The sequence below is a fragment of the Paraglaciecola mesophila genome (assembly GCF_009906955.1).
In the GTDB taxonomy this organism is placed as follows: domain Bacteria; phylum Pseudomonadota; class Gammaproteobacteria; order Enterobacterales; family Alteromonadaceae; genus Paraglaciecola; species Paraglaciecola mesophila_A.
The window spans coordinates 1,741,345-1,767,874 of record NZ_CP047656.1 but is presented as its reverse complement, the minus strand read 5'-3'; the positions used below and the strand labels follow the sequence as shown (position 1 = coordinate 1,767,874).

The 26,530-nt window shown below is 40.3% G+C and carries 22 protein-coding genes; 17 read left to right on the top strand and 5 right to left on the bottom strand.

What is annotated here, in order from left to right; all coding sequences use genetic code 11:
• Positions 1 to 61 precede the first annotated feature (61 nt).
• Positions 62 to 1,822, top strand: a complete 1,761-nt coding sequence (locus FX988_RS07590; protein ID WP_160179065.1) for a monovalent cation:proton antiporter-2 (CPA2) family protein — start codon at positions 62 to 64, stop codon at positions 1,820 to 1,822.
• 19 nt (positions 1,823 to 1,841) lie between these two features.
• On the opposite strand, the gene FX988_RS07585 is transcribed toward FX988_RS07590, so the two are convergent.
• The 4 genes from FX988_RS07585 to FX988_RS07570 are packed head-to-tail and all read right to left on the bottom strand — an operon-like array spanning position 1,842 to position 6,580.
• Positions 1,842 to 3,449, bottom strand: coding sequence for a hypothetical protein (locus tag FX988_RS07585; protein WP_160179064.1), 1,608 nt, complete (start codon positions 3,447 to 3,449; stop codon positions 1,842 to 1,844).
• Complete coding sequence (locus FX988_RS07580; protein ID WP_160179063.1) at positions 3,449 to 4,333, bottom strand: XrtA-associated tyrosine autokinase; 885 nt, start codon at positions 4,331 to 4,333, stop codon at positions 3,449 to 3,451. Before FX988_RS07580 ends, FX988_RS07585 begins: the two co-directional genes overlap by 1 nt.
• Positions 4,330 to 5,910 (bottom strand): XrtA system polysaccharide chain length determinant, encoded by a 1,581-nt coding sequence (locus FX988_RS07575; RefSeq protein ID WP_160179062.1) that lies wholly within the window; start codon positions 5,908 to 5,910, stop codon positions 4,330 to 4,332. Before FX988_RS07575 ends, FX988_RS07580 begins: the two co-directional genes overlap by 4 nt.
• Before the next feature lie 34 nt (positions 5,911 to 5,944).
• A complete protein-coding gene (locus tag FX988_RS07570; protein ID WP_160179061.1) occupies positions 5,945 to 6,580 on the bottom strand; it encodes an XrtA/PEP-CTERM system exopolysaccharide export protein in 636 nt (211 codons plus the stop codon).
• Positions 6,581 to 6,751: 171 nt separating this feature from the next.
• On the opposite strand from FX988_RS07570, the gene FX988_RS07565 reads away from it, so the two are divergent.
• From FX988_RS07565 to FX988_RS07545, 5 genes are read left to right on the top strand one after another with little or no spacing between them, the layout of a single operon-like run.
• Positions 6,752 to 8,164 carry a TIGR03013 family XrtA/PEP-CTERM system glycosyltransferase gene (locus FX988_RS07565; protein ID WP_160179060.1) on the top strand — a complete coding sequence of 471 codons (1,413 nt, stop codon included), beginning with the start codon at positions 6,752 to 6,754 and terminating at the stop codon, positions 8,162 to 8,164.
• Between the two features lie 2 nt (positions 8,165 to 8,166).
• Complete coding sequence (locus tag FX988_RS07560; protein ID WP_160179059.1) at positions 8,167 to 9,006, top strand: XrtA system polysaccharide deacetylase; 840 nt, start codon at positions 8,167 to 8,169, stop codon at positions 9,004 to 9,006.
• A 27-nt stretch (positions 9,007 to 9,033) separates the two neighbouring features.
• Positions 9,034 to 10,527: an exosortase A gene (xrtA, locus tag FX988_RS07555; RefSeq protein WP_160179058.1), complete on the top strand. Its 1,494-nt coding sequence runs from the start codon at positions 9,034 to 9,036 to the stop codon at positions 10,525 to 10,527.
• Positions 10,528 to 10,540: 13 nt separating this feature from the next.
• Positions 10,541 to 11,440, top strand: coding sequence for an FkbM family methyltransferase (locus FX988_RS07550; RefSeq protein WP_160179057.1), 900 nt, complete (start codon positions 10,541 to 10,543; stop codon positions 11,438 to 11,440).
• A gap of 15 nt (positions 11,441 to 11,455) precedes the next feature.
• A complete protein-coding gene (locus FX988_RS07545; protein ID WP_160179056.1) occupies positions 11,456 to 12,502 on the top strand; it encodes an acyltransferase family protein in 1,047 nt (348 codons plus the stop codon).
• Here the strand turns inward: FX988_RS07545 and FX988_RS07540 are convergent.
• Positions 12,492 to 13,577 (bottom strand): right-handed parallel beta-helix repeat-containing protein, encoded by a 1,086-nt coding sequence (locus FX988_RS07540; RefSeq protein WP_160179055.1) that lies wholly within the window; start codon positions 13,575 to 13,577, stop codon positions 12,492 to 12,494. The genes FX988_RS07545 and FX988_RS07540 overlap by 11 nt on opposite strands.
• A 180-nt stretch (positions 13,578 to 13,757) precedes the next feature.
• Between FX988_RS07540 and FX988_RS07535 the strand changes: the two genes are divergently transcribed.
• The 11 genes from FX988_RS07535 (at position 13,758) to FX988_RS07485 (ending at position 26,443) form a co-directional block, all read left to right on the top strand.
• The gene (locus FX988_RS07535) at positions 13,758 to 14,480 is read left to right on the top strand and encodes a hypothetical protein (protein ID WP_160179054.1); all 723 of its coding nucleotides are present in this window, start codon (positions 13,758 to 13,760) and stop codon (positions 14,478 to 14,480) included.
• Positions 14,481 to 14,592: 112 nt separating this feature from the next.
• Positions 14,593 to 15,936 (top strand): hypothetical protein, encoded by a 1,344-nt coding sequence (locus FX988_RS07530; protein ID WP_160179053.1) that lies wholly within the window; start codon positions 14,593 to 14,595, stop codon positions 15,934 to 15,936.
• 225 nt (positions 15,937 to 16,161) lie between these two features.
• The gene (locus FX988_RS07525) at positions 16,162 to 17,514 is read left to right on the top strand and encodes an O-antigen ligase family protein (RefSeq protein ID WP_160179052.1); all 1,353 of its coding nucleotides are present in this window, start codon (positions 16,162 to 16,164) and stop codon (positions 17,512 to 17,514) included.
• Between the two features lie 71 nt (positions 17,515 to 17,585).
• Positions 17,586 to 19,106 carry a GMC oxidoreductase gene (locus FX988_RS07520; RefSeq protein ID WP_254700747.1) on the top strand — a complete coding sequence of 507 codons (1,521 nt, stop codon included), beginning with the start codon at positions 17,586 to 17,588 and terminating at the stop codon, positions 19,104 to 19,106.
• A complete protein-coding gene (locus FX988_RS07515; RefSeq protein WP_160179050.1) occupies positions 19,103 to 19,468 on the top strand; it encodes a hypothetical protein in 366 nt (121 codons plus the stop codon). Before FX988_RS07520 ends, FX988_RS07515 begins: the two co-directional genes overlap by 4 nt.
• A gap of 131 nt (positions 19,469 to 19,599) precedes the next feature.
• A complete protein-coding gene (locus tag FX988_RS07510) occupies positions 19,600 to 20,829 on the top strand; it encodes a TIGR03087 family PEP-CTERM/XrtA system glycosyltransferase (protein ID WP_160179049.1) in 1,230 nt (409 codons plus the stop codon).
• Positions 20,813 to 21,394: an acyltransferase gene (locus FX988_RS07505; protein WP_160179048.1), complete on the top strand. Its 582-nt coding sequence runs from the start codon at positions 20,813 to 20,815 to the stop codon at positions 21,392 to 21,394. The genes FX988_RS07510 and FX988_RS07505 overlap by 17 nt, the downstream gene beginning before the upstream one ends.
• A gap of 160 nt (positions 21,395 to 21,554) precedes the next feature.
• On the top strand, positions 21,555 to 22,904 hold the full coding sequence (locus FX988_RS07500) for a glycosyltransferase (protein WP_160179047.1): 1,350 nt from the start codon (positions 21,555 to 21,557) through the stop codon (positions 22,902 to 22,904).
• Positions 22,905 to 22,983: 79 nt separating this feature from the next.
• Positions 22,984 to 24,456 (top strand): oligosaccharide flippase family protein, encoded by a 1,473-nt coding sequence (locus FX988_RS07495; protein ID WP_160179046.1) that lies wholly within the window; start codon positions 22,984 to 22,986, stop codon positions 24,454 to 24,456.
• Positions 24,457 to 24,470: 14 nt separating this feature from the next.
• Entirely contained in the window at positions 24,471 to 25,595 is a 1,125-nt protein-coding gene (locus tag FX988_RS07490; RefSeq protein WP_160179045.1) for a hypothetical protein, read from the top strand.
• Positions 25,592 to 26,443 (top strand): glycosyltransferase family A protein, encoded by an 852-nt coding sequence (locus tag FX988_RS07485; protein ID WP_160179044.1) that lies wholly within the window; start codon positions 25,592 to 25,594, stop codon positions 26,441 to 26,443. The genes FX988_RS07490 and FX988_RS07485 overlap by 4 nt, the downstream gene beginning before the upstream one ends.
• Positions 26,444 to 26,530: the final 87 nt, after the last annotated feature.

Here is a 26,530-nt window from a genome sequence, read left to right as displayed (position 1 = left end):
GATGGGTTTGCGAAGGATGCTCTGATATGATCATGGCTAATACGTATTTTAGGAAAGTTAGATGAGCTTAATGGGATCCGCGGTAGTCTTTTTAGTAGCCGCTGTGGTGGCCGTTCCTATTTTTAGGAAATTAAAATTGGGGGCCATATTAGGCTATCTTGTAGCAGGCGTGATTATCGGTCCGTCCGTTATGGATTGGGTAAATGATCCGCAAACTATTCTACATGTAGCGGAATTGGGCGTTGTTTTTCTGTTGTTTATAATAGGTCTCGAGCTTGATCCTAAGCAACTGTGGGAAATGCGTAAAAAAATTATGCTGACTGGGGGCTCGCAACTGCTGTTTAGCACAGTGTTTATTGGGGCTATGTGTTTATTGCTTCTTTCTTTATCACCTGTCACCGCTTTGGTAGTCGGTTTGTCTGTGGCACTGTCATCGACCGCATTTGCGGTACAGTTAATGGAAGAACACCGGGTATTGAAAACACCCCCTGGGCAACAGGGCTTTTCTATTTTGTTGATGCAAGATGTCGCTGTTATCCCCATCTTACTGCTAGTAGCGAGCCTTTCCTCAGGTGATGTAGCAAGTGGACCTGCTTGGTGGATAAGTGTTTTGGCATTGTGTGCTGTGCTTGTGATAGGTCGCTTTCTAATCAATCCATTTTTGAGCTTGATTTCACTTTATGGCAATTCAGAAGTGATGACGGCCTCGGCATTGCTTATCGTAATAGCGACCGCATTAGGCATGCAAGAAGCCGGACTCTCAATGGGAATGGGGGCGTTTGTCGCAGGTATTTTATTAGCCAACTCAAGCTTTAAACACCAACTTGAAACGGAAATTGCCCCTTTTAAGGGATTATTTTTAGGGCTGTTTTTTATTGCAATTGGGATGAATTTAAATTTAGCTTTGCTGGTATCCGAGCCCTTGTTCATTGTAGGCGCGAGTGTGCTTTTGGTAGCGGTTAAAGGTAGTGTTATCTTCGGTATCTTAAAGCTAGCTAAGCAAAATAGCACGGATGCTGTGCGAATAGGATTAATGCTTTCCCAAGGTGGGGAGTTTGCTTTTGTTGTTATGTCTCAAGCTGAGGTAAGTGGCGTTATAGAGACGTTAATTTCTCAACAAGTGACCTTGATTGTTGGGGTTTCTATGGCATTGACTTCCCCTTTGGTTATTTTACATAGCCTTTGGTTTAACAGTAAAAATTGCCCAGCTGTGTATGATTCAGAGCCTAATGAGAAAGAGCCCAAAGTCTTAATCGCGGGGCTTGGACGATTTGGACAAGTGTCTGCACGTATTTTGACGGCAAATAAAATCCCGTTTATTGCACTAGATAAAGATCCTGAACAAATAGAGTTTCTAAAAAAATTCGGAAGCAAAGTATTTTATGGTGATGCCAGTCGCTTAGATCTTTTACGAACAGCCGGAATAGGTAAGGTAAACGTATTGTTGATCGCCATCGATAACGAACAAGAAGCGTTAAAGATCGCCTATTTAGTTCGTGAACACTTTCCTGACATAAAAATTATTGCTCGTGCCCGAAATCGTATGAGCGTTATTAACTATGCACGAGCGGGTGTTAACACCTACGTGAGAGAAGTCTTTCCTGCAGGATTAAAAGCGGCAGAAAAGCTACTGCAGGCCTATGGTTTTGATGAAGCGAAAGCTGTTCGAACCGTGGAGTTATTTGCCAAGCATGATGAAAGGTTGGTAGATATCAGTGCGACTAAAAACCTAAATTTACAACAAATGATTGATATTAATGAACAAGGGAAATCAGAGTTACAATCCCTATTCGAGCGCGATGAAAAAGGGATTGATCGTTAATTATTTACTGATATTGGTATTAGAACTGATAATTTAAACTAACGGTTAGGCGAGAGTCTGTTAAATCTCGACTTTCGTCTTCGGTTTCGCGATTAACATAGCGAGCTGATACGTCCATGGTAAGTTGGCGACTTAATTTGCGGTTGAAGTTTACACTTAAATTAACAGAATCATTTTCACGATCTGATGTTTTATAGCCAACGGTAGAGTAACTTGAAGATAAGCCTATGGTATTGCGACGGCCTAGATCGTATGACATCGTTAGTAATGCTGTTTTAGTTGTTTGTTCCGTCCCAGACTCAAGATATTCAGTCGTTAGATAGGCTAAATTAAGAGCAGCTTTAAACCGACGTTTATCGTATCCAAAACTAATATTTCCAGATTTTCTAAATAGTGTTTCATCGGTAACGTCAGTAGTGAAACTATTCAAACTTCTGTACTCTTCGCCTGCTTGTAGTACATAGTTTGTAGAGGAGGGCTGAAAACACTCTGCAAATTCACTAGAACCAATTGGACATACAAATAAGCTACTCGGCCCCTCGATAAAACTTAAACGGGAGAATGATGTCACATCTTCATTGTATGTTGCTGACGCGCTAACTGTTTTTAGCTTGTAGTCGAAGTCGAAAGCGTATGCGTCCCCGTAAAAGCGCTTACTGTAGTTAAATCGCATAGCAGTGCGTTGTGAAAAGGCCCAATTCGTATTTAAACCAATATATCGAGTCGAGCGGTCACCTTCATCTAATTCGTTGTATGTAATTTCGATACTATTTTCAGCATAGGGTTGCCAATTGAATCCTACGCCGTAACTTGTTGTATCTAGGTTTTGACGCTGGGTACTAAATCCGGTTTCATCAAGCCCATATTGGCTGTCCGAGCCCACAATGACGAGTGATATATCATTAACAACTTTAAACCCTACTCGGGCATTTGACAGGGTAGAAGAGAAGTCCTGTGCGCTTTCCCGTTTAGTATCGTAATATTGTGATGATAATAGAAAAGTGACACCTTTGAAGCGTCTACCTTGATATAACTGAGCACTGGCAAACGTAGTTTCGCCGTCAGCGCCATTTGTGCTGCCAACCGTGTCATCGGAACTCGTTTTGGAAAAACCTGATTGTAGTGCTAAACCTAGGGTATATGGGTTAGGTGTGACAAAGTTGAGTTGAAATGAATCACTTGCGGTTTTAGTCAATTCACTGCTTGATAAAACCTTATCTGCTGTGATGCCTTGTGTCGCTTCTAATGCCCTGTATTGATGTGAACCATTAACTGACAAGCTTAAAACATTATCGATTAACTGGATAGCCGAATTATAGCTAAACTCAGTAAAACTTTTGTCTGTATTGGGTCGATCGCTACGCTGTTCAACAGTAGTATTCTCAAATACCAAGGCCCCACTGGCCACTCGTGAATTATATTGAGTCACCAACTTAGGAATAATTGCGACCGCTTCGGTGTTCTCTGACGGCTCTGTACCAATTTCGGTCTTGTAGTAATACCCGGAAGTTGTTACCGAGGGGGCAATTGTAAGTTCACCCGCACCCACGGAACCTGTACTTCCACAAGCTAAAGCAACTGCGATAAGAACTTTGTTTCGAATGAGTGGCGCGGTATTAACTGACACTAATTTGCTCCTGCGTAATAATAACCGTAACCCGTTCCTTTACGGTTTATTTTTTGCCCTTTGTTGACCACAAATCCAATTGCCATTTCAGGGTTTAAATGACTAACGGCCTCTTGGATGTCTGAAATCTTAGTCGCTTGCTCTTCAGCAACGACAATAGCCTGTCCAGCTAAGTTTGCTAAGATTGCAGTTTCGTTGATTCCGAGCAGGGGAGGAGTATCGACAATCACTATTCTATCCGGGTAGCGATTGGCAAACTCTTGTACGACATCGTACATTTTTTCGCTAGCGAGCAATTCAGTCGATAAGTGATGCGATTTACCAGCCGGTATAATACGTAAATTTGGCACATTGGTTTGGCACATAACCTCAGCAATATCTGACTTTTCACCGAGTAGATATTCCATTAAGCCTTGCTGGTTTTGTAGTTCTAGGGTACGCATTACGTTTGGTCTAAGTACGTCGGCATCCACCAATAGAACGGTCTTATCTTGTTCTAGCGCGATGCTTAAAGCCAAGTTTATCGCGGTGAATGTTTTTCCCTCTCCCGGTTTCGAGCTGGTTACCATAATAATATTGCTATTATTTAAAGATTTAGATAGAGGGCCGAATGCGTTATCAATAATTTTGCGCTTAATTGCACGATACTCTTCATTTATTAAACGCCGTTTGGCACTGGTTGAAACAAATCCTTTCTCTTCCATTTTAAACAAGTCTATTTCTATATTCCCTGCCGTGCTGGGAGTACTAGAAGCTGCTTTAGAGACCTCAGGTGATGATTGACTAGTGCCAAATATTTCGTTTTTGGACACAGTATTTTCTGCAGCATTTTCTTCTTTGTTTTTTTCATTTTGTTTGGATAAAGCGCGTTCTATAGTATTCATGCTAATACCCTTGATAATACGTCAATATTCATTATTTCTGATGCCACTAGGGCACCGTATAACATTAAAATAAGGCCGGAAGAAAACATAAAGACTAGAATGCGGGTTCTGTTTACTTTGCGAATCTCTTTAACGTTAAGATGTGATACAACGCCGAGTACAGGGTAAGATGTTAGCGACGTCAGTTGACTTCCCCTGATTAAAATTGGATTAAGTTGACTGATTAAAAATGCAACGCCTAAACCAGCTGCGAATCCAATAAATACCACTGCGGTATAGCCAATCAATCTGTTTGGTCCAGTAGGGGCAAGCGGGGCAAGTGGCGGGTCGATGACTCTAAATTGGACATCCTCAGATGATACATCTGCTTTTTGAGCTAAGTCAGCAGATTCGCGGCGAGAAAGTAATTCTTCGTACTTGCGTTTGGTTATTCCATAGTCTCGATTTAACGCGGTAAATTCAGCTTCTACTTGTGGCACAAGGTCGATTTTTTGTTTGAGTTCAGCAATTTTCGATTCGAAATCGTCTTTTCGAACATTTAGCGATGCGATAAGGCTCTGCAAGCGAGATATTTCTATGCGAATTTCTTTGGAGAGTCCACCAAGAGAATTACTTGGGTTTTCACTAGATGTATTCGATAGGTAATCGTCAATTTCTTCTTGGCGAGATTTTTGTAGTGCTTCAAGCAGGCTATTGGTTTCTATTACGTCTGGGTGTAAGTCAGTGTATTTCAAAGAAAGCTCATCCAGTTTTTCTTCTAAGCTTTCTATCCTGGCATCGTAGCGCGTAGTAAGAATGGAATCTGCATCCGACGGTTTGACAGCGAAACTATCTACTTGAGCATTTGGCCCACGTAGCTCACCAGATAGCGCTTTAATTTGCTGTTCAGTTTCTTTAATTGATAGGACTGTTTGCTCTAATTGAGCATTAAGCTCAGTGTAGTTCTGATAAAAATTGCCTTTTTCCGGCAGCAACGAAGAATACTTGCGTTGAAAATCGGCGACACGCTGTTCTGCTGATGAAAGGCGGTTTTCGTAGTCAGTAATCTGTTCTTCGATAAAACGGCTAGCAGAATCGGAATCCTTCCTTGAGCTGCCCAATGCACCTTCTACGAACAAGTCCAAAGTCTCTTGGACGACGGTTTTAGCCATTTGTGGATCGCTGTCAGTATAGGCAATCGTGTAAAGGTTATCTCTGCCTGCCGAGCGTAGTGAGATGTTACTCGACAGATCAGATATCATATCTTCATAGTCTTCTGGTGTGAGCGCCGTCACATCCAAATCTGATTCTCGAGCAATCACTTCTAGGTTCGGACGACTCAGAAGTGTCTTAACCATCATGGAAATTTCTTGCTGAGGATTAGTTTGTATCGCGAGACCTCTCAGTAGCGGCTGTAATACGGAACGTGTGTCTACGTAAACCCGCGCCTGAGACTGATAAACGTCTGGCATAGAGGCAACATAAACAAAACCAAAGGGGCAAATAAGCCAACTGCAAATCATAACGTAGCGCTTTTTTACCCAAACACCTTTAAGGTAGTCGAGCAACAGCTCTAGCGTTTTCTGTAAATCTTGCATTTAAATGTCCATATCCTTGTTTAAAAAGCTTCGTTTAGAACCAAGCTTCAGGGATGATAATGATGTCGCCAGGTAGGATGTCGATATTCTGCGCTATGTCACCGTCACGAATAAGCGATTCGATGTTGATTCCAAAAGTTTTCTGTTGACCATCAATCGTGCGCACCAGTTTTGCATTATCACCAGCGGCAAACTCCGTTAAGCCACCTACGGATATCATTAAATCAAGTAGGGTCATTTGCTGAGTATAATTAATCGCACTTGGGTTAGTGGCTTCGCCAATGACGCGCACCTGCTCACTCAAAGGACCCGCAAAACCAGTCACGCTTACCGTCACCCGTGGACTGTTAATATATTTCCCTAATGACTCCTCTAGTTCACGTGCAAGCACAGTAGGAGTTTTACCCGTTACTTCAATATCTTCTACTAACGACGTTGTTACTTTACCATCGGGACGCACAATGAAAGTGCCTGAAATATCTGGGTTACGCCAAACGAATATTGATAGTGTATCACCAGGACCAATTAGGTATTGGTAATTATCAACTGATGTCGTCAGTGAGGGGTATGTTGAAGCATTAGGAAGGCTACTATTACTGCTTGAGCATCCTGCCAGGGTTAGAATTGATAAAAATACTAAATTGAAGAATGCTATTTTGTTAGTCTTCATGTAAATTGTAGCTCCGTGTGTTGAACTCATCGATCATCAATGTAACAAGATTTAGACTTATTTCAAAACATAAAATAATGAACAATAATAAAAAGTTAATCGGACTCAGATACTGATTTATATTTGAGAATAGTAAATGATTAAGTCGTTACGAATAGAGGAAAGAGATTAATGAGTTTTGTTAATCGAAAGGAAGTAAGACGTTCTAACATACTGATGATTTTAGAAGCATCAGTAGTAGCGTATATTTTGTATTTAACTTTGGGGATTGTAAGTGAAATCACTGGGTCATCTACACCGCAAGTAGGAGATGTATCACTTTACATTGGTTTATTTACGTTTTTAGTGATTGTTTCGGCACTTTCTGTCGGGCTTTATGAATCCAAGCTTCGTGAGACTTTTCGCGGCATTATTCGCCGCATTTTTGTCAGTGTTGCTCTCGGGTATTTCGTTATGGAAATCTTGGGGAACACGGTTCTAGGGTATATTGATTTACATCAATACTTCCTGCCAATCGCAGCTGGTTTATGCATCGTCGCCTTAGTTATTTTTCGCTACTTCATCAATCGGCTCGGCCTTTTGGGCTTAGGCCAAACCAAAATTGTTGTTATTGGAGCGGGTGAACGGGCGTCTATTATTGAGAAGCGTATGCGCCGAGAAGTAGATCGCTTCGGCTTTGAGCTCTTAGGTTTTATCCCAATTCCCGGAGATAACCGTGAAGAAGGCATTCAAAACGAGAAGTTAGTTCACGTTAAAGTGGATGAAAATTTCCGCAATTTTATTACTGATAATGACATTGATGAAGTTGTTATCGCATGCGATCAAAGGCGTGGTACGCTACCTGTTGAAATACTGTTTGATTGTCGCTTACGGGGCGTCGAGGTAACAGATTTACTCGATTTCATGGAGCGCGAAACAGGGCAGATTGTGGTTAATCTGATGTACCCTAGCTGGGTTATTTACTCCAATGGATTTAATTCTCAAAATTACCTGCGAGATGCACTCGATTACGGAATGAATAGTCTTTTAGCGTTTATTGTGCTGATGTTTACTTGGCCATTTATGTTACTTACCGCGCTTATTATTTATTTTGAAGACAATAATGGAACGAAAGCCTCTGTATTTTACAAACAAGAGCGCGTTGGGTTAAATGGAAAGTTATTCAATATCATCAAGTTCAGAAGTATGCGCCCCGATGCAGAAAAAGACGGTGCAAAGTGGGCGACAACTAATGACGATCGCGTGACGAAAGTTGGTCAGTTTATTCGTAAATACCGTATTGACGAACTCCCTCAATTGTTAAATGTGTTCCGTGGTGAAATGTCTTTTATCGGACCGAGACCTGAGCGCCCACAATTTGTCGAGCAACTTATTCGTGAAATTCCATATTATAATCAAAGGCATAATGTTAAACCTGGTTTGGCAGGCTGGGCGCAGTTAAACTATCCATATGGTGCCAGTGTTGAGGATTCAATGGAAAAGTTAAAATTTGATTTGTATTACGTTAAACATCAAAGTCTAATGCTCGATATTCTTATTTTAATCCGTACCGTTGAAGTCGTGCTATTCGGTAAAGGGAGATAGCCATGTCGGATAGCGTATTAAATGCTATGACAGTTGATGTTGAAGATTTCTTTCACGTTTCAGCGTTTGAATCAGTCATTACACCAGAACAATGGAAGGACTATCAGCCGCGGGTTGACAAGAATACTCGTACGCTTTTGGATATGTTTGCTAAGCATAAGATCAAATCAACGTTTTTTGTTCTCGGCTGGGTTGCTGAACGTTATCCCGAATTGATTAAAGAAATACATGCTCAGGGGCACGAAGTTGCCAGCCATGGGTATGCGCATCGGCGTGCAACAGAACAAACTAGAGAAGAATTCACCGCTGATGTGACTCGCTCTAAAAATCATCTTGAAGACTTACTAGGTGAAGCACTAACTGGTTACCGCGCGCCAAGTTTTTCAATCGGTTATGATAATGAATGGGCGTTTGAAGTGTTGGCTGAGTTAGGATTTCAATATAGCTCAAGCACTTACCCAGTAAAGCATGATTTATATGGTACGCCAGATTGGCCACGATTTGCTTATATGCGAAAAGAAGGGATCATAGAGATTCCAATACCCACGCATAAAGTGATGGGGCGACAAACTCCAATTGGCGGTGGAGGCTACTTTCGCTTGTACCCCTATACATTAACGAAATCTTTGATTAGTGGTTATCTTAAAAAAGAGAAGCAACCCTATTCTTTTTACTTTCACCCGTGGGAAATTGATGCTGATCAGCCGCGTATGGTGAATGCTCCTCTTAAATCAAGATTTCGGCATTATGTGAATCTCAATAAAACGCAGGGAAAACTAGAGCGTTTACTCAGTGATTTTTCATGGGGCACCATGAAAGACGTTTATAACATTGCAAAATAGCAGATAGAGAAGGGCGGAGCCTGTCTAATGAATGATGGAAGTGCGTTCGGCCTTAAAGAACGTCATTCAGTGGTAGGGATTGTATCACTACTGGTGATTGTCTCCTTGTGGGTAGTGACGTTTTGGCAAGGTATTGTCACTGCAATAGATATTTGGATTATTTCAGATATCTTTAATCATTGTTTATTTGTTATCCCCGCTAGTGTCTATTTTATCTACTGTAAAAGAGAGCAATTATCACTATCAGCTATTAATCCAAATTACTTCGTTTTGGTATTTTGCTTGGGTAGCCTAGGACTTTATGGCGTTGGTCTTTCAGGTGGAGTGCAGCTGTTCATGCACATTGCGACCTTTACCTTTTTACCCTTTAGTATTTGGTTTCTGTTAGGGAATGAGCAAGCGAAAAGAATTTTATTCCCTTTATTCTTCGTTATTTTTTGTATTCCTGTAGGTGAAGAGTTAATTCCGACCTTGCAGGCGGTCACCGCAGACATGTCTGTCATGATGTTGCAGTGGGTTAATGTCCCGATATATAGAAGTGGCCTATATATTGAAATCCCAGAAGGGCGCTTTCTGGTCGCTGAAGCCTGTTCTGGAATCAGCTTTTTTATCGCTTCCATTGTGATTGGCGCGTTGTATGCCTACATGAATATGCAGTCGCGAATTAGACGAATTTCTTTTGTTTGTATTTCCATTTTATTTCCTATTATAGCAAATGCTATACGGGTGTTTGGTATCATTTTGACTGGCCATTTAACTAATATGGAGCATGCAGTAGGGGCTGATCACCTTATTTACGGTTGGGTTTTCTTTAGTTTGGTCATTGTATGCTTAATTGGTTTGGGAGAGCTAATCAGGGAGAAACCTTCAGAGTTAAAACCAGAGGTGCCAGTTGAGTTCACTTATGTGTCGTCCAACCTCGTATATATAAAAGCATGTAGTTTATTCTCTATCTCAACGGTGCTTTTCCTATTTTGGTACCAAATTATTCAAAGTCAGCTAGTCCCAGGAAACTCACCTGAGCGTCTCAAAGGTTTACCTTTTATGACTGCACAAGCATCAGCAGACTGGTCGCCTGAGTTTGTCGATTATTTTGACAAGAGTGCTGCTCAGTTCACATTCGAAAACAAAACGGTTGATCTGTATGCGGTTTGGTACCCTAAGGGACTTGGAGAATTGGTCAGCTTTGCAAATCGTATGTATTTAGAGGATTCTTGGACATTAGAGACAGATTATTCCGTTCCTGTAACCTTTGAAAAAGTGATTAACGTCGAGCAAATCGTTAATGCGCGCAGTGTCCGTTTGCTTGGTTATTGGTATTTCGTTGACGGTGAGCTCTTTTCTAATAAAAATCATGCAAAATTATATGAAATTTATCAAATAATGTTAGGGCAACATTATGGAAGTGGTCTAGTTATGGTTTCAGCAGAAGTTGAGTATAGTAAGTTAGACACTGATAAAGCGTGGTTCAGTAGAATGATGAGCAGTAAATTCAACTCTATCAATCAGATTTTTCCCTGATTTTTAATAAATTATGCAATCGTCCAATTTCGCTAAGCGCTACTTCAACCCTATTGTTAATCGTTGTTTGGTGTGGGCGCAAACCCTTGAATGGCGAGGTAAACATCGTTTTTATTTATGGATGAGTGGGCATTTTCCGCACAAATTGATCCGGTATTGCGTCCAAGAACGTTCTTTTTCTGTCCCTATAAGTGAATTGTGTTTTTGGTTGGAGGGTGGGCCTAATCATTACTATTTGGAAGAATTTGGTCCATTTTGCGATTTGCTGAGTGATTTAGAGAAGCCTTTTACGCTTTTAGATTTGGGGGCTGATATTGGCACGGTTTCATCTTTAGTCGCATCTCGCTGTTCAAATTTAAGTAATATTATTGCGTTTGAGCCAAACCCAAATTCTTTCACTGTGCTTGAGCAGAACTTCTCCCAGTTTGATCTTGATGCGATCGCGTTGAATTCAGCTGTATCTGACTTTAATGGTAAAGCTGATCTCGAGGCTGATATAAGTCGAGCTAATGATCACGAAGGGCAAATAATTAAAGCTGAAACAGGGGCGATTGACGTTGTGCGGTTAGATAGTTGGTTTGATTCAAATCCTCAAGTACGATTGTGCGGTACTATCGTGGTTAAAATTGATGTGGAAGGCCAGGAACAACAAGTCATCGCAGGTGCAAATCAAATATTCACTCGTGCAGATTCAGTCATTTTGCTGTTAGAAATACACCCTGAGGTGTTGACAAAAACCAACACGACGGCTGAAGAATTGTTCAGTCAAGCTGAAGCTTTGAGACGGTTTGATTGGTATGTCCCCAAGGTTTCTAAAAATGAAAAAGTCGATAGAACGACAGCGTTTTTCAAGCAGTATGAAATGAAACAATACGACGTGATCGGTATTTCGATTCCAATTGAGCAGCGATAGCTAAAAGGGAAAATTATGTTTGGAGTGTATCGGTTTATTTTAGCGGTTAATGTGGTGATATATCACGTACTAGACGTCGCTTCTATTGGCCCTTACGCGGTATATAGTTTTTTTGTTTTAAGTGGCTTTTTAATGACCATGATAATGAACGAATCCTATGGGTATTCGTTGGATGGTTTTAAGCGCTATGCATTGAACAGATTTCTTCGCCTGTATCCCGTCTATTGGTGCCTGTTGTTAGTGGGGGTCTGTATTATTTTGTTACTCGGTAATAATGTTTCTGCAGGGTTTCATCCCAAAATGATTCTACCGAACGATATTGCTAGTACTGCGGCCAATTTGACGATGATTTATCCGGTTTTTGAGCCAGTGACATATCCGGTGAGAATATCTCCTGCTACGTGGGCATTATGTATAGAAATCGCATTTTATATACTAATTGGTTTAGGGCTATCTAGATCACCAAGAATTAGCTCACTTTGGTTGTTATTAAGCTTTAGTTGGGTTGCTGTTACCGTCTATAAGTCAGGGTATCTGTTTTTAGAGTATGGGAATGTAATTCAGGCTTCGCTTCCTTTCTCAATTGGTGCTTGGATCTATCACTATCAATCGCTAGTCGGAAAATTAATTCAGCTCGTTCGAGCTAAAACAGTGGTGTTTTTGTATTCAGCAAATATTGTGTTTGTTGTACTTTGCCAAGTTTTCATACCGGATAAAGCTTGGTTTGTCAGTATGTTAGGAACTTGGGTAAACTTGCTGCTCAGTGCGTTGATGACCATTGTTTTATTCCAATATGGCAGCCAGTGTTTTAGTAAGAAGGTAGACAGATTTTTTGGTGATTTATCCTATCCGGTATACCTTTTCCATTGGTCAGGCGTGGCACTGGTCTCTTGGACTATAACTGACAATATGAGTAAAGGGCCGTTAGTGTTTCTACTCGGGTTAGGTTTAACTATCCTTGTTTCACTGGTGGTTAACAAATACGTTAATGATTACGTTGAACATATCCGAAAGCGAGTTCGAGAGAAAGCCTCTCAGGCTATTCCAACTGTTACTGATTGATGATTGAAAGCTCATCGCTTGTAACTATATCCGATAAGCTTTTTTTGACTGCATTATTGAATAAGGAAGCCTGAGCATTACTCCGCTTTTGTATAGGTTTGTTTGTCACGTTATCCATGATGACCACATTACTAGTTTCTTTAAACCTGTACTCAATCGCGTTGGGGTAGTTGTGAGCCAAATAAATTCGGTTGTCGAGCACTTGCGTATTGGGAGTCTGTTCTAAAATTATTCCAACATCAGAGCTGGGATTATCAGTGACTTGATGAACGATTAGGTTATTAACTATAGCCCCACCTTCAGCAGGCCTACCTTGTAGGCCAAACCCGATACCGCGATCGCAGTTGATGATGATATTGTTTTCAACCGTATTGCTTTTAGCGCCATTCCAAAAGTGTATTGCAAATTCAGCTACTCGTTTGTCCGGGCTGGCTATATTTCGGAAAATACTGTTTGCAACCACCCAGCCCTTAGCACCGTGGGCATCTAGACCACCTATATAATAATTGGGACCAACTTTGTTTGTGTATTTAAATTCACAATTATCTACGACTCCGTAATCACTGGCTTTTTTTGAATTGCCTCCAGACGAAACTTTCACCAATTGTTCATAGCTGTCTTGTAATATACAATTTTTAAGGACGGGAAAGTCTGCGTCACGTTCACCAGATATTTGAATTAAATGATTTCCCGCATCAGAGAGCTTAATTCCATCTAATGTAAAATGCTTAGCATTGACGTTAAGAATATTTTCAACTGCGCTTCTATTGCGCATGCCGTGACCAATAAGGCGTGTAGAGGACGGGTCTTGTGGATTGCCAATCAATCTAATGTTGGGGGCAGTTATTACCACTGTCTTTGATATTTTATAGCTGCCTGGCGCCAACTTTATATCAGTCATACCGGACTTATTCGCTTGATTTATCGCTTGATAAAAAGAGTAAATATCACTGACTTGGATTACGCTTCTGTTGCTTGGTGGCGTTTGGGCCAAGGTCATTTGAGAAATAGCAAGAAATACACTGAAGCATAGGGTCCCCATGGTTATTCTGGATATTTTTAATGGTTTTTTCATGTTTCTTGTCTATATCTCGTTTACATTTTTAGATTAATTGCTACCTTTAGCCATGCGGCTCAATAAAAATACCAATCTATGATGTTCAATAAGATTGTTAGCTTATAGTAAGAAATTGCAGTTGTTAAACATATTTCGAGTAAATGGATGCTACGAATTTCAAAATAACATGGAGTTAATATGACTAAATCTCTTGCCGTTTTATATATCAATTCACACCATAGAGATGGCTTTTATGTTAAAGAAGCTAACGCTTCGGCAAAAAGCTTTAAAAAGTACTTACCTAATGCGAAGTATTATCTTTACACTGACTATGCACACCCAATACCTGATTGTGAATTCGACGAGGTGATTCCTTACAAGTTCTTTGTTCCTGAACACCTAAAAGATCGAGTTCATTTAAATGGGCAGATGATAGTAAAGCATGCAGTAATGCAACAAATGAAAGAGGACCATGTACTTTTGTTAGGCGCTGATACGTACGCATTGAAAACTGATGTTACACAGCTTCCGGATATTTTAGACCACTTTGATATCGCAGCAGCGCATGCTCCAGTAAGAATTAATACAGAACTCGGTAACACACCTATCCCAGAAATCCCCGTCGCGTTTCCTGAATTAAATTGCGATCTTATTTTATACCGAAACTCACCAGAGGTAAGGGCGCTGCTGTCGCAATGGGCCGAACTTTATTTGGAAGACAAGTTCAGTCATCCCCATGATCAAGGAATTTTCAGATATTTGGTATACAACTCAACATTAAGATTATGTGTTCTTCCACCAGAATGGAACTATCGAGAAAATAGCGTCCGAAAAGATACAGTTATCCTTCAGAATCGTTTCATGCTTTCTGAGTATTTGAACCCGAAAAAAGGGCTTTTCAAACGATGGCTAGCTAGTTGACGTTGTTTAATATTTGAAATGACAGTCAATTTACAGTGCAGTCAGAAGTGGCGATAAATTCATCCAAGTAATGATAGTATCAAAGCATTAAATACTTAGTATGGATGGCTAGATGCGAATAAAAACATGTGAATTCACAATTTTATTATCAATCAGTTTCGCGACCTTGCTGAATTCTATTGGTTGTTTGGCGAGCCCGACAGCGATGAACCTCGGAAATATTGAGCAACAGAAACTACCTCGTAACTCAGTCAAGAGCGTGTCTGAGAATAATTTACCACTCTTTCAAATTGAGCAGTTAGAATACAGAGGTGGTTTTAGAACAACAGGGCGTTTCTTTCAAAACGAAAAAGGAAATTCGCTCAATTATTCTGGGGGCGTCATTACCTACAATAAAAAGAATCACTCACTTTTTATTATAGGGCACCCTGAATATGCCGCTGTAGCAGAGATTGAAATCCCACATCTGGTGAACAGTTCAAGCATTGAAGACTTTAATGTGGCTGATCAACTCATCCAGCAATTTACACGTTTTCAGAACACAAAACGTGTGGATACTGGGATCCGCAATCATTTTCGAGTGACGGGATTAGAGGTGATAGATAATGGATTAATGGTTAATTATATCGATTGGTATGATGCCGGCGGAAAAGAAACAGATACCACCATTTTTTTTAATAATGCCAGTGACTTGGCTAACACCAGTATAAAAGGGCCTTTTCAATTGAATGGTGCGGCGCATTCAGCAGGCTGGATATCAAAAGTACCTCTAGCCTGGCAGGAGCTGCTTGAAGGTACGCACATTAGTGGCTCCCAGCCAAATGCATCGATAATTAGTAGGCGCTCTGTTGGACCATCTGCTTTCGTGTTCACACCCCAAACGTCAATACTTCAGCAGGAGAGTGGAGAGGTAGTCGCTACAGGCTTGCTAGATTTCCCGTTATCAAAACTGCTGTATGATAAGTCCCTATACTCAGGGAAGATTTACCCAGATAATATTTTAAGAAACGCCGATGGTAAAAATCAGCTGTGGACTTTTTTGTCTGGAGCGGGCTACGGTTTCATTATTCCTGGTACAAGCACTTATATGACAATAGGTAGATCTGGAGGGCATAAAACTGGGGTCGGTTACAAGATAAAACAGGATGATGGACGTTTATGCGGTGGTTATTGCGCATTTTCTGCTACTGATTACTCAAGTTATTACTGGCTCTGGGACGTGAATCAGCTTTTGAAAGTGAAATCAGGACTAATTAAACCCTATGACGTACGCCCTTACGGCTATGGAGAGTTCCCCACACCTTTTAAAGACAAACGCGCTATGGTCAGTGGTGGAGCATATGATGAGGAGAAAGGCATGTTATATCTTTCTCTTCCTGGAGCGGATAAACTTAATAAATACCTGAGGCCGCCAGTGATTTTGGTTTACAAGTTAACAGGAGCGGTAAAAAAGTAGAACGTCAGTGAACTTGAACGCAATGTCTGAATTACTGAATGTTATATTTACGTATCAATATTAGCGTTGATTTTTAGCGGTTTTTTGTAAAAAATCGCGGTACTATAATCATCAATTTTCGCTCTACCAAATTGACTTCTCGCTTCGAAAGAGAAAGTTTGAGTAGTTGTGAGTCAAGTCGTTGAAATCATTTGTGAGCAACTGAATTGAGAAAAGCAATCTTTCATGCGTGACATCGTCGTTTTACTTGTATCCCTGTCGTTTATTTTAGCTGCGCTGACCAGTCGATTTGCTGGTGCTATAGGTTATTGGTGGTTCGGTATTTTTCGCCCTCAAGATTGGGTGTGGGGGAATATCAATACACTGAAATTGCCATTGATCGCAATTGTGTTGTTCGTTATTCCTTGTTTGATTCAGGGGCTTTGGCCTAGGTTCAGAGACACTATTAGCAAGTTTTTTCTTGTTTATATAGTGCTGACATTGCTGACTCAGGTGGTTTCAGCATGTGACCCTATTGGATTTAGAGCTGAGTATTTTCAACAGTTTTGTATTCTTTTGTTTGCCGTACTTTTAACCATTCGAGTGACTGACACGGAGCAACGGTTTTGTTGGTTAGTGGCTATTGTTGGTTTTTCATTAGCATTCCATGCGGGTAAAGCTGGATTGTTGGGGATGCTCGGTATGGGAGGTACCTATTACGGCGCTGCGACGATGAAAGGACTTTTCAGTGGTAGCAATGGTTTTGCATTCGGCTCAGCTGTGCTGCTATTTTTCAACATTTTCGTCATCCGCATGGCTTACGCTAAAAACGCGTTAAGTTATCTTCCAAAAATTGTTCGTAAAGAATTGACTTTGAAAATGATAAAAATCGGCGGCCCATTTGTATGTTTAGGCATTATTTATAACGTTATCACTCTATTTTCGCGAGGTTCTGCTCTAGCGATGTTTATCGGTTTAGCACTCTGGTTTAGTTTGTCAAAATTACTGAAATTTAAACATATTATTTTGTTCGGTGTGGCAGGGGTGCTTGTGTTATCTGTGGTTGGCTTGCCTGACGGTTATGAAGCTAGATTAGCCAGTGCATTTGCTGATGAGGAAGAGTTAGATGGCTCAGCTGCATCTCGCCCGCATTTTTGGAACATAGCAGTAGATATGGCCGCGGACAATCCTTTAGGAGTCGGCCCCGGTTGTTACAATACTTATTACAACATCTATGATGGGTCGTTTGGCAAATACGGTTTTTACCGGACTGTACATAGTGCTCATTTTGAGGTTTTATCTGAAATTGGCTATTTAGGTTTACTGTGCTGGATATTGTTGTACATAGTGTCCATCGTAAAACTATTTAAAATAAGAAAGTTAGCTAAAAGTAAAGTTGAGCAAAGCGATAGTGATTACTTTTTTGTGAGCGCTGCCAATTTTTTAATTGTCAGCATTATCGTGTTTTTTATTGGTTCATCATTTTATGCGATGGCGTACAACGATATTATTTGGTTACTGTGGGGATTGACGGCTATTCTCATCACGCAATTTGATACATATACCTCCACAGCGAATTCAGTGAAGAAAGGAAAATAATGATTATTGATGCAAATACCCTGTCGGAAACAAAGGAGTACCAATTCCAGTATTGTATACTTGGAGGTGGCGTGGCAGGTCTCACTCTAGCAAATGAATTATTAGCCAGTGGAAAGTCAGTGTGTATTGTTGAAGGTGGAGATGAAACCTTTACTATGGAATCACAGACTCTCTACACTCCATCTCAAAAGCCTAAGATGTATGAAGATACGACATACAACAGACTACGGTTTTTAGGGGGCTCGAGTAACCATTGGGAAAATAGCACCTCAGAATTCAAGCCCAGTGACTTTAAAGCTAAATCTTGGATTAAGCATAGTGGCTGGCCGATCAATTTCGAAGACGTTAAACCGTTTTACAAACGTGCCGCGCAATATTGCGGTACGGGTGCAGATGGCTACGAGACCAAGTATTGGGTAGAAAATCTAGAACAAACAGACGTTTTTCGTGATTCTACTGCGGTTGATTCAAACATCGTAAAGGCAGCTATCCCGCCGGTACATTTTTTTGCAAAGTACGGTGCTCCTCTCGTGGAAGCGAGTAACGTATCGATCTTTAAAAATGCCAATTTAATTGACCTAGAATTTAACCGAGACTCTTCTGAAGTAGAGAGTATCGTTTTTACGAACTATTCGGGTGTTAAGCAAAACGTTACAGCTGACACGTTCGTATTATGTCTAGGCGGTATTGAAAACGCGCGATTAATGCTGGTATTCAACGAAAAATATGAAAACTTACTTGGTAATTCATCAGACTGTGTTGGTCGGTATTTTATGGACCATCCTGTGCTGCGAGCCGCAAAACTATACCCTGAAGACAAGGAAAAATTGTCGCTTTATACAATGAGGAAGGAAGTCGGTGACCGGCTTCTCAACGGATTTATTGAGATCAATGAAGACGCATTGATGTCTAAAGAGCTGAGTAATATTCGCGTTCCTCTCGCGCCTGCATCTCATTATGTTATTTCTGAGGGCATAGAGTCTTTTCATGTTCTTGGAACCGCGTGGGACGATAAAGAACTACCAGACAATTTTGGTCAACATGTGGTTAACGTTTTATCTGATATTGATATGGTGACAGAAGCTATTTCGAGAAAGGCCTTTGGGGATAAGCTATTTGATTACTCTGAAGACTTTGGTGGCTACGACCTTCCTATTATGATTGAGCAAACACCCAAACATGACAATAGAATCTACCTTTCAGATGAAGTTGATGAACTGGGTATGAAAAAAATATTGGTTGATTGGACATTGCACGATGACGATATTGCCCGAATGTGGGGATCTCTCGAGGTGTTAGGCAAAGAATTAGGTCGTTTAAAATTAGGACGCTTAAAGATTATGCGAGAGTATGAAGAGCGCCTGCGTACCGATAAATTGTTTTTCAGTCACCATCATATGGGAACAACGAGAATGGCCGAAAATGAAAAAAACGGCGTAGTTGATCGAAACTTAAAGGTGTTCAACACGCAGAACTTTTATATTGCAGGAAGCTCCGTATTCCCTACGGGGAGCCATGTTCCTCCTACATTGACGATTGCAGCTTTAACGATTCGATTAGCGGAGCATCTTCTTAAGGAGGCATCAGTATGAAGACACAAAAACAACTGACAGAAGTAGACTCATTTAGAAGGGCGTTCTGTTTTTTTTCTGGGGCATTGCCTGTTGTCGCTAGTGCACAGGCAAAAACGATTTACTCAAACGTAAGTGACACAATTAGCTCTTCAGGTTCCACTGCTCGTTATCACTATGCGGATTTTTATAACGCGTGGATGAGAATATGTGATCAGAATCCTTATGCCTATATTATGCAAAGAAATAAAGAGCACTCAACTTTGAAAAGTTCTGAGATAGTTAAGTACGACTTTGCACAAGGTAACACAGTTGAGCTTGGCAGTTTTATCTTGAGTAAATATGAAGCTGCAGTCATCGCTCACATAGGCTCTTTTGCATAAAGTGAGATAAAATTTGCCGGAAGTTAACGCGTTTTTGTGTGAAATTTCGTATAAAAACAATGACACATAAACGAAGGTTTGTTGCAGTGATAAGCGCAGACAACCAAGAATAAAAGTTAGACTTACTAAATATGAATATTGTTGTTCTGGCCCACCGTGTCCCTTTTCCAGCGAATAAAGGGGAAAAAATTAGGACTTTCAATCAAGTGAAATCTCTTGCTTCCTTAGGACACAAGATCCACTTGTTTGCGCCATATGATTCAGAAGAAGAACTGTTAAATTTTGCAGCGCTAAAGGATAAATGTTGCAAAAGTACTTGGCCTTTTCGGTTGTCATCAAAGTACCGTAGATTGCTATCTGGTTTTCTATTCAACAAGCCCCTTAGTGTGGCAAATTTCTATGACAATTCGCTGCAAAAAGGAGTCGACAAGTTCTTGATTGAGCATCAAGTTGACGCGATTCTGTGCACCGCCTCATCTATGGCCGAATATGTTTTTAATAGCCAAGTTCTGAACAAAACACAGCGTAAGCCTATTTTGATCATGGACTTTATGGACGTAGATTCGGATAAGTGGGGCCAGTACCAAAAAAACAGCCGTTTTCCAATGTCTTGGATATACGCCAGAGAGCAGCAATTAGTTTCTCAGTTTGAGCGACAAACTGCCGAGTATTTCGATAAATGTTATTTGATTGCACAGGCTGAAGTCTCTTTATTCAAAGATAAAGTCTTAGATTGCAATAATGTCGACGTACTTGGAAATGGTTTAGATACTAAGAGTTTCTATCCTTCGGTGAATAAAAAGCCAAATCCGCAACCTGTGTTGTTGTTCACAGGCGTAATGGATTATAAGCCTAATGTCGATGCGGTGCTGTGGTTTGTAGAACACTGCTGGCAGGCCATTCTTGTCCATTTTCCTCAAGCCAAGTTCGTGATTGCGGGGATGAATCCAGTCAAAGATGTGTCAGCTTTGGCGCAGGTTCAAGGAATTGAAGTGACGGGTTTCGTTGAAGATATTCTGCCTTATTATCAGGCCGCTGATATTTTTATCGCGCCATTTCGATTGGCCAGAGGGGTGCAAAATAAAGTCCTCCAAGCTTTTTCGTGTGCTCTTCCCGTGGTTTCTACGCCAATGGGAGCGGAAGGGATTAATTGCATTCCTGAAACGAATATTTTGATTGCTACAGAGCCTAAAGAGTTTGTTGAGCAAGTCTGTCGGTTAGCGTCAAACCATGAATTAGCTAGGCAAATTGGCATTGACGCTTTGCAGCTTATTGAACATGACTACTCGTGGGAAGGTCAATTGGCACCTCTTATCAGTTTTTTAAACGCCCAAGAGGATGTGAATGAAAGCGATTGTTAAACACATTATATTCTTTGTATCCGCTGTACTAATTTCGCCAATGACTCTGATGAATATAGTATTGAGCTCTTTATTCGATAAAGATCAGGTACTGAGTAGTTTTAGTCAATTTCTGAGTTTGCTGCCTTCTAAGCTAGGGGTGTATTTACGTGCTGGTTTTTATCGATTCGCATTGACGTACTGCAGTCCAGATGCAGTGGTTTCTTTCCTCGTATTGTTTTCTCAAAAAGACACGGAAATTAGCGAAGGTGTTTATATTGGCCCTCAGTGTAATATCGGGCGTTGTCGTATAGAGAAAAACACTCTTTTAGGGAGTGGTGTGCATATTATGAGCGGGAAAGAACAACATAACTTTAGTGATTTAACACGCCCGATCAAAGAACAAGGTGGCACATTTCAAAAAGTCAGGATCGGCCAAAATTGCTGGATTGGCAACGGCGCAATGATTATGGCCAATATCGGAGCGAATTGTATAGTAGGCGCGGGTTCAGTTGTTTTGAATGATATACCCGATAACTCAATAGTGGCTGGGAACCCAGCGCGTGTTATTAAACCTAGAGGGTGATATAAGGCGATGGGATGTTTGTGTTATCGACTGTATTTCGCGGTTTAGATTGGTGAATAGTTTAGGCTCGCTCCACTAACGTTTAAAGTTAAAGTAACTGTTCTGCTGTGTGTGCAAAGCAGTATTTAAGTGGCAGTTCCACATTTAGGATTGACAGGTAATGAATGTAAAATTAAGGATAAATTTGCTAGCAAGTCGTATTGTTGAGTTTATCAAATACGATTATAACCATCTTAAGTATCCTCTGGTTTTAGCCAGTCAAGGCGCGATTTTAGTGTTGCAAAAACTGAATAAGCATAGCTTAGCATTTAAAGTAGCGAGTAATATTTATCGAACTGGTTGGGCGAAAAGCGAGCAATTAGGGCTTGATGTTGCACGCTACTATTTTAAAGCGCATCCGCAACTTGGGCGTGAGATTACTCAAAAATTTATTAATGAATTGCCTCCTCTAAAAAATACTGAGAAATTTTTTAAACAGCCCGAAGCGATGCTAAATGGGATCATCACGGTACTGAAGCAGCCGAACGAAGACGAAAAGGGCGCTTTGATTATTAATTACAGTTACTACTTTCCGCTTTTCCTGAGATTTTTCGATATCGAGAGGGTCGCTAAATCGTTTAACATTATTTTGGAGCCCAGTTGGGCGGGCTTCTGCGAAGAGAACATACTTGCATATACGTTGATTGATGCGCCAATATTTTTACAGGTGTATGAAAAAAGAGATAAGCAGTTTATTGATAAGCTTCAGAGTAACATCATTCCAATAGAAGTCGGCCCCAGTTGGTTTATTAACCATAATAATTTTGTGCCTCCTACCTCTGGGGAGCGTGATATCGATTTATTAATGGTTGCTGCTTGGGCAAAATTTAAACGTCACGGTGCATTTTTTAAAGCAGTTGCATCTCTGGTAAAGAGTAAACCAGATCTAAAAATAGTCTTGGTCGGCTACCCTGTTGATATGACTAAGGAACAGATCCTTGAGCTTGCAGCACTGCAGAAGGTGGAACGAAACATAGAGATATTCGAATGGATCACTCCACAAGAAGTATCCGAACTACAAAAGCGAGCGAAGGTTAATGTTTTGTGGTCCAAATTTGAGGGAAATAATCGCGCCATTATAGAAGGGATGTTCTGTGGAACCCCGGTAATTATGCGCAAAGGACATAATTATGGTGAAAATTATGATTTTATAAATCCTCAAACGGGTTACTTTGCGGATGAAGAGACTTTTAAACATGTATATGAAATGACGGTATCCCGTGCAAGTGAAATGGATCCTAACTTGTATGTAATGCAAAATCGTAATTGCAAGGTAGGTACACGAATAATGGGTGACGCGATTAAGTCCTATGAGTTGTCACAAGGTCGTCCTTGGCATAATGATCTAGATATCAAAGTAAACGATTTACATGGGATGGCTTACCTAGAGCGAGATGAAGATTATTACGCCGATAGTTATATGGCTCTGAAAGCGTGCATACTCTCGCCTTCTAATTCATCAAACAGTTAAGTGATAATATGTTGAACAACAATATGAGGCATTATTTTATCTGCAGCTCAATCCGTCTTGAGCAAACTGTGAAACTACAATGTCGTTAACAGGAAAAACAGTCACTAGCATCTTCTATACGGGGTCTACTAAATTAGTTCAACGCGGCTTAGGTATGATCAGTATGTTGATCTTGGCTCGCATCCTTACCCCAGAAGACTTTGGTTTAGTATCAATCTGTACATTAGCGGTATTCTTATTCAATTCACTAAGCGATGTTGGCGCTAAACAATATATCATCAGAGCAAAGCAAATTGATGATGATTTAATCAATACCGCTTGGACACTCAACATATTGATAAAAGGCGTTATCTGGCTGATATTTTTTATCTTCACCCCAGAGATTGCTGTTTTTATGGATAAGCCTGAGATCGAGACGCCTTTGCGTTTTCTTTCAGTTATTCTTGTTGTGGGGTTAATATCAAACCCTGGCATTTGGTTGTTTTCCAGAGATCTTAATTACAAACCCTTATTCAAAATAGATATTACCTCAAAACTCATCTCTTTTACGACAGTTCTCGTTATTGCTTATTTTGACAGGACCTATTGGGCCATGCTGTATGGATTGGTCCTTCAATATCTTCTGCCCAGTATCTTTTCGAATTTTGTATGTACCCATAGGCGAAAGTTCAAACTGAGTAACATTGGCTCGCAGGTGAGGTTTTCGCAGTGGGTCGTAATTAATAGCTTAGTGGGGTTCGCAAGGGGAGAAGGCGACTCTATCTTAGTGGCGAAGTATTTCAACTTAGACATGATTGGGGTTTATTCCATCTTTAAGAGTCTTTCAAGTATGCCACTTAGTCAACTGATTAACCCCGCGACAGATCCTCTGCTAGCAACCTTCTCTGAAGCGATACGAGACGACGATTTTCAGCCTTATCAAATGAACACTGTACTGCTGCTATTGCTCTCTTTGGTTGTTCCACTGACGGCAATGATGGCTTACTTTGATAAAGAAATTGTTTTATTGATGCTGGGTGAAAAATGGGTTGAGCACTCCTATATTTTTTCCATACTGGCTTTTATGATGGTGCCTGGCGTATTGTTCAAAGTGTTATCTGAATATGTAATGGCTGAAGGGGGCTACAAGCCAATCGTATTTTATCAAGTTTCGATGACGCTCATTACGTTAGGTATTCTATATTTGATTATTGGTGGAAACTTAGAAGAGTTCTCGCAAACTCGTGTACTCATATCGGTTGTGAGCATACTTATTTTTGCTACTTATTTTCAGTTAAAGTACAAGCTGTTCAAGTTTTCAGATATGTTTTTGTTTGCGCTGCCTTTGGTTTCAGCAGGTGCTGCTACCTTATGCTTAGAAGGTTTAGACTTAACTCAATTACATTGGCTTAGTCGCCTTATTTTAGGTTGTAGTGTTTTTTCATTGGTGTATGTAGTGATGTTACTTACCCTTGTTTACCTGAATAGAAAGCGCTACGAGTGTAAGTTGTTTTTGTCTTACATTGGGGCGGTTAAAAGCTTCGCGAGACGTAAATCTTCAAACAAACAATAAAGTAGAGCGAAACTATGGACTGTACTCAAAACACAATAAGGAACTTTACAGGCTCAATAGCAATAGGTCCTTTAGTTGGTTTGCCTTCTAGTGATTGGGTCGGGGAAGATGTAGCGAATTACTTGTTGAGCCAGAACGTTAGAATCACAAAGTTCAACGACTTCAATAGCCCAATCGTATCTGATTATATTATTGTTGTTAAATTAATGCCAAGTGTGGCGTGGCTAATGGATAAAGCGAATGCGGGTATAAAGGTGCTGTATGCTCCTGTAGACATTTTCCATTCTCCTTATGTATTTTGGCAGTATAAAGAGCGCTTAAAGCTATTTTCGGGTTTTTTACTACATAATGATAGGGTGGGAAAGTTAGTCTCAAAAACAGCTACAGCCCCTCAATTTCCAATTGAACATTACTTAAAGTACCAAATACACCGTGATCTGAGTACCGAAAAACAGCAAGAACTCCTATGGATTGGACATTTAGAGTATATTCCTAGTCTGATCCATTATCTAAAAGAAAGTCATCTTCGCTTGCGAATAAGAGCCCTTACGGATTTAGAAAAGCTACCAGCTTACGAAGATTATCTTGAAAAAAGTCTGCATAAGCTTTGTATACCATACATGGTCACTAATAAGACTAACGATTCAGCAGTAATTTGTGGTGTGTATGTGGAGCAGTGGACGGAGCAAAAACAAGCAGATCTTATGACGTCGTGCGTGGCAGCCTTTGATACAAAAATAGACTCATTCGCTTATAACCTAAAACCACCCACTAAAGCACAGCAGTTTATTTATAATAAGCTGCCTTTCGCATGCTCTGAGGCGTCTTATTCGTTTGAATACTTTAAACAGCTTGGGTTAAAGGTGGCTAAGTTAACGGAGTTAGACTACTTGCTGTCCGGTTCATATAGCAAAAAAATCGCACAGTTTTGCGATGCCGAACGCTGGCGAGTGGATATGAAAATTGTAGGGGCAAGTTATATCAATGCATGTCAGAATGCTAAATTGCCACCTAAATTTTCCACATTTATGTTCTTTTTAATGAATTCACTTTATTTTTTCGTCTATCTTAGCCTGCGCCTAGTAGATAAAATAACCACTCTATCTATGTTAAAAATAATTAAAAGAGTAATATCATGATCGCATTTATCATTGCATTTCGCCATCCGAATTCTACTAAAAACTATGAGCATGTGGTTGATTTATTGAGAGCTACTTTGCTCTCCCTAGCGAGTCAGACGAATGAAAATTACCGAGTGTATATTGGATGTAATGTCGCCCCTGAAATTGATATTGATACTAACAAAGTACGTATTTGTACCATTGACTGCCCAATACCAAGCAGTCGTAAAGAAGTACTGCTTGATAAAGGAGTGAAACGGGCCCTTGCGATACAAACAGCAAATAATGAAATAAAGCCAGATTACTTCTTCCTTTTAGATGCGGATGACCTTGTTAGCACTGACTGTGTTGACTATTTGCATCAGCAAGATTGGGCTAGCTCACCCGGGGGCTATTGGCTTGAAAGAGGGTTTTTACTCGATATGTTTAATCGTAAAGTGCAAGAAAAATACGGATTTAATCGTTATTGTGGTAGTAGTTTAATTTTGTCTGCTACGACTTTGACGAGTAAGTTGTTTACCGGAGAATCCGTAGATGAGAAGATGTCTACTCATCAAGAATTCTTGACAGCTTGTGACGAATATATTTTAGAGCAAGTGTTGGGAGATCATATTGCTGTTAGAGGGTTTATGGCGTCACAAGAGCAACCACTACAAAAAATATTACGTCCTCTCACATGCTGGAAGATTAACACGGGTGAAAATGAATCAAGCACAAAGATACCATTTGGTAGTAGAAATATAGATGAAGCGTTTCTTAAACGGTTTTCTATTACGTCCATTGATACACGACGAGCATCGGTTTTCGAGAGGATGGTTGAAAAGTTTCGTTTACTGAAGTCTTGGATAGCAAGTATAAGTAAATAACACCTTCAGAGTAACTTTGTTGTTAATACAGCCGGAAATATAAATGTTGTCAAAAATTAAAATCAGATCGAACTGGTATATTAGCCG